Source organism: Polaromonas sp. P1_G2 (assembly GCF_056405515.1).
Map to the genome: position 1 here is coordinate 1 of NZ_JBFUBY010000360.1, position 3,393 is coordinate 3,393.

4 protein-coding genes are annotated in these 3,393 nt (G+C 59.8%); 2 read left to right on the forward strand and 2 right to left on the reverse strand.

What is annotated here, in order from left to right; genetic code table 11:
- A partial coding sequence (locus AC1D0P_RS23500) for an arginyltransferase (RefSeq protein WP_477678947.1) occupies window positions 1–582 on the forward strand: 582 nt, incomplete at its 5' end.
- Between the two features lie 67 nt (window positions 583–649).
- Window positions 650–1,429: an IclR family transcriptional regulator gene (locus AC1D0P_RS23505; RefSeq protein ID WP_477678948.1), complete on the forward strand. Its 780-nt coding sequence runs from the start codon at window positions 650–652 to the stop codon at window positions 1,427–1,429.
- 41 nt (window positions 1,430–1,470) lie between these two features.
- Here the strand turns inward: AC1D0P_RS23505 and pbpG are convergent, their stop codons facing one another.
- Together pbpG and AC1D0P_RS23515 are read right to left on the reverse strand one after the other, a co-directional pair.
- Window positions 1,471–2,538: a D-alanyl-D-alanine endopeptidase gene (gene pbpG, locus AC1D0P_RS23510; protein ID WP_477678949.1), complete on the reverse strand. Its 1,068-nt coding sequence runs from the start codon at window positions 2,536–2,538 to the stop codon at window positions 1,471–1,473.
- Window positions 2,539–2,743: 205 nt separating this feature from the next.
- Window positions 2,744–3,393 (reverse strand): alpha-isopropylmalate synthase regulatory domain-containing protein (locus AC1D0P_RS23515; protein WP_477678950.1); only part of this gene is annotated, 650 nt, incomplete at its 5' end.

The window sequence follows — 3,393 nt, forward strand, 5'->3', positions numbered from 1 at the left end:
TGCCAGGCCTGCGTGCCGCTGAGGGTGCCCGTCGAGCTGTTCAGCCCGGAMCGCAGCCAGCGCCGCGCCTGGAACCGGCATCACACGCTGCACGCACGCATCCTCAAGCTCTGCTTCATGCCAGAGCATTACCAGCTCTACCTGCGCTACCAGAACGGCCGCCATGCGGGCGGCGGCATGGACCATGACAGCATTGACCAGTACACGCAGTTCCTGCTGCAAAGCCGGGTCAATTCGCGCCTGGTGGAGTTCCGCGAAACCCTGCCCAACGGCGAGCCGGGCGCACTCAAGATGGTCTCCATCCTGGACGTCCTGGAAGACGGCATTTCGGCGGTCTACACCTTTTATGAGCCGGACGCCCGCGCGAGCTACGGCAACTACAGCGTGCTCTGGCAAATAGAGCAGGCGCGGCGCCTGGAGTTGCCTTACGTCTACTTGGGCTACTGGATCGCCGAAAGCCCAAAGATGAACTACAAGGCGGGGTTCAAACCCAATGAAGTGCTGATGGACGGCCGCTGGGTACTGACCTCAACGCCTACCGCCGCCACGTCAGAGGGCAACAGCGACCCCACTCAAGCCTGAGCCTCCGCGAGCGTCACCAGACGCTTTTGCATTTCACAGGGTAAAATTTGTAGCAGAAAGCCTGCACATGAAAAAGCCCGATTCCACCCTCCCCGCCACGCCGACCGTCCAGGTCATTGAACGAATGTTCACACTGCTTGAAATCCTGGCGAATCGCGAGGAAGCGCTGTCACTCAAGGAAATCAGCGAAAAATCGGGCCTCCATCCTTCCACAGCGCACCGCATCCTGAACGACCTGGCTACCGGCCGTTTCGTTGACCGCCCTGCAGCCGGCAGTTACCGGCTGGGCATGCGCCTGCTGGAACTGGGCAACCTCGTCAAGGCGCGCCTGGACGTACGCGACGCCGCGCTGATCCCCATGCGCGAGCTGCACAAGATCACCCAGCAACCAGTGAACCTGAGCATGCGCCAGGGCGACGAAATCGTGTATGTGGAGCGCGCCTACAGCGAGCGATCCGGCATGCAGGTGGTGCGCGCCATCGGTGGCCGAGCACCGCTGCATTTGACGTCCGTGGGCAAGCTGTTCCTGGCCTTTGACGATCCCCAGCGCTTGCGCACCTATGCGACGCGAACCGGGCTTTCGGGGCAGACGCGCAACAGCATCACCCAATTACCGGTGCTCGAGCGCGAGCTTTCCAAGGCACGCCAGTACGGCATCGCGCGCGACAACGAAGAGCTGGAACTCGGGGTGCGCTGCATGGCCGCAGGGATTTACGACGACCAGAACAAGCTGGTGGCTGGCTTGTCGATTTCGGCGCCGGCGGACCGGCTTGATGAGCACTGGCTGCCCAAATTGCAGGCAACGGCCAATGAGATTTCAGCGGCGCTGGGCTACAGGCCCAAATAAAACCGGACTGCTTTTTTGAGCGCGGCCGCAAGGGCCAACACTCAACCGTTTGCCTGCTTGGCGGAGGCGCTGACGTTGAGCTTGGGCTCRGTGCTCACGGGGTTGGACTCCACCCAGCGGCGCACACGCTCTGCGTCGCCCAGGCGGCTCAGCTTGCCGGCGGAATCCAGGAACACCATGATCAGCTTGCGGCCCGCGATCTTGGTCTGCATGACCAGGCATTGGCCGGCTTCGGAGATATAGCCGGTTTTCTGCAGGCCGATGTCCCACTCGGGATTTTTTACGAGGCGGTTGGTGTTGTTGTACTGCAGCGTACGGCTACCGACGGCCACCTGATAACCGGTGGAGGTCGATAGCTCTCGCAGCATGGGGTCGCCATGGGCCGCATTGACCAATGTCGCGAGGTCCTGCGCGCTCGACTGGTTGCGGCTGGACAGGCCGGTGGGCTCGACATAGCTGGTGTCGGTCATGCCCAGCATCTTGGCCTTGGCATTCATCAGGCTCACGAAAGTGCCCATGCCGCCGGGATAGGTGCGGCCCAGGGCGTGCGCCGCACGGTTTTCGCTGGACATCAGGGCCAGGTGAAGCAGTTCACCGCGGGTCAGCGTGGTGCCGACCTTGAGGCGCGAGCTGCTGCCCTTTTCGGTGTCCACGTCATCCTGCGTGATGGTGATCAGTTCGTCCATGGGCAGCTTGGCGCCGCTGACAATGACGCCGGTCATCAGTTTGGTGAGGGATGCAATCGGCAATACAGCATGGTCGTTTTTGCTGAACAGCACTTCACGTGTGTCCTGGTCGATCACCAGCGCGACGCTGGACTTGAGCTCAAGAGGATCCTGCGAGCCGTGCAAACCAGCAATCTGACCAAACGAAGGTTTGGCGGGAATGGACGCGCGAATGATGCTTCTGCGTTTTGTACCTGCAACAAAACGTACGCTCTTGCGCGTGGAGACAATTTTTTTGGAGGCGGACGCTTTGGACGAAGCGTGCTGCTTTTTGACAATGGTGTTTTTGGCGGTCGCCGCATTGGCGGCGGGCACTGCAAAGGCGGCTATCAGAGCCACGAATCCAACGATTTTTAATGCGCGATTGAAAATCTGATGAGACATGGTGAATATTGCCTGCGTGGGGATTGCAATGGGTGGGATGGCTGGAGTGTATACAAATAGAAAAAGTCACGCAATATCAAAAACTTGCGTGACTTTCCTAAAAACACACTCACTTGTGCGATTTTTAACGCTCAAAGCCCTATCCGCACTCAGACCCAACGCTAAGTCATTGAATATAAAGGATTTTATTTTCCGACTTGTTACATTATCCCTGCGCGGCAACCCGGTCGGCTTTACTTTGGAGTTTGTTCAAGGCGCTCAAATAGGCTTTGGCGGACGCCACYACGATGTCCGGGTCGGCCCCCACGCCGTTGACCACCCGCCCGCTGTTCTGCAGGCGCACCGTCACCTCCCCCTGGCTTTCCGTAGAACCGCTGATGGCGTTCACGGAGTAAAGCACCATCTCGGCACCRCTTTTGACATGTGATTCGATGGCCTTGAGGGAGGCGTCCACGGGGCCGTTGCCGTCGGACTCGCCTTTGACTTCCTTGCCGGCCACCGTGAACACGACGCTGGCCTGGGGGCGCTCGCCGGTTTCGCTGTGTTGCGACAGGGACACAAAGCCGTACTGCTCGTTGTCATGGGAAGCGCTTTCATCGCTGGCCAGCGCCAGGATGTCTTCGTCGAAGATCTCGCTTTTGCGGTCCGCGAGTTCCTTGAACTTGGCGAAGGCGTTGTTGATATCCGCCTCGCTTTCCATCGAAACACCGAGCTCCAGCAAGCGCTGCTTGAAGGCGTTACGCCCACTCAGCTTGCCCAGCACGATCTTGTTGGCGCTCCAGCCCACGTCCTCGGCGCGCATGATTTCATAGGTATCGCGCGCCTTCAACACGCCGTCCTGGTGGATGCCCGAGG

What these genes read in the sequence shown, in the direction of transcription:
- AC1D0P_RS23505 (WP_477678948.1), top strand. Translation starts at nt 650, where the DNA reads ATGAAAAAGCCCGATTCCACCCTCCCCGCCACGCCGACCGTCCAGGTC.